A 236-nucleotide genomic window follows, 5' to 3' on the forward strand; every position below is an offset into this window, starting at 1 on the left:
ACCGTACACAGCGCGAGAAAATAATGAATTTCCGCAAAGGTCAGGGGCGAGAAGACCCCGAAATCAATTTGATCCCTATCATCGACGTGTTGCTGGTAATTTTGATTTTTTTGATGGTCACGACGACATATAGCCGTTTTTCAGAATTGCAAATCACCTTGCCGACGGCTGATTCAGAAAAAGCGCAAGACAAGCCGAATCAGATCGATATCGGGATTGATGCCCAAGGGCGCTAC

At 46.2% G+C, this 236-nt stretch carries 1 protein-coding gene; it reads left to right on the forward strand.

Features of this window, described 5'->3' with window-relative positions:
• Positions 1-23 precede the first annotated feature (23 nt).
• Positions 24-236: biopolymer transporter ExbD (locus QN347_RS20935; RefSeq protein ID WP_323494568.1), on the forward strand; the 213-nt coding region annotated here is incomplete at its 3' end.

The sequence above is a fragment of the Sphingomonas sp. 10B4 genome (assembly GCF_035019905.1).
Lineage (GTDB): Bacteria > Pseudomonadota > Alphaproteobacteria > Sphingomonadales > Sphingomonadaceae > Sphingomonas > Sphingomonas glacialis.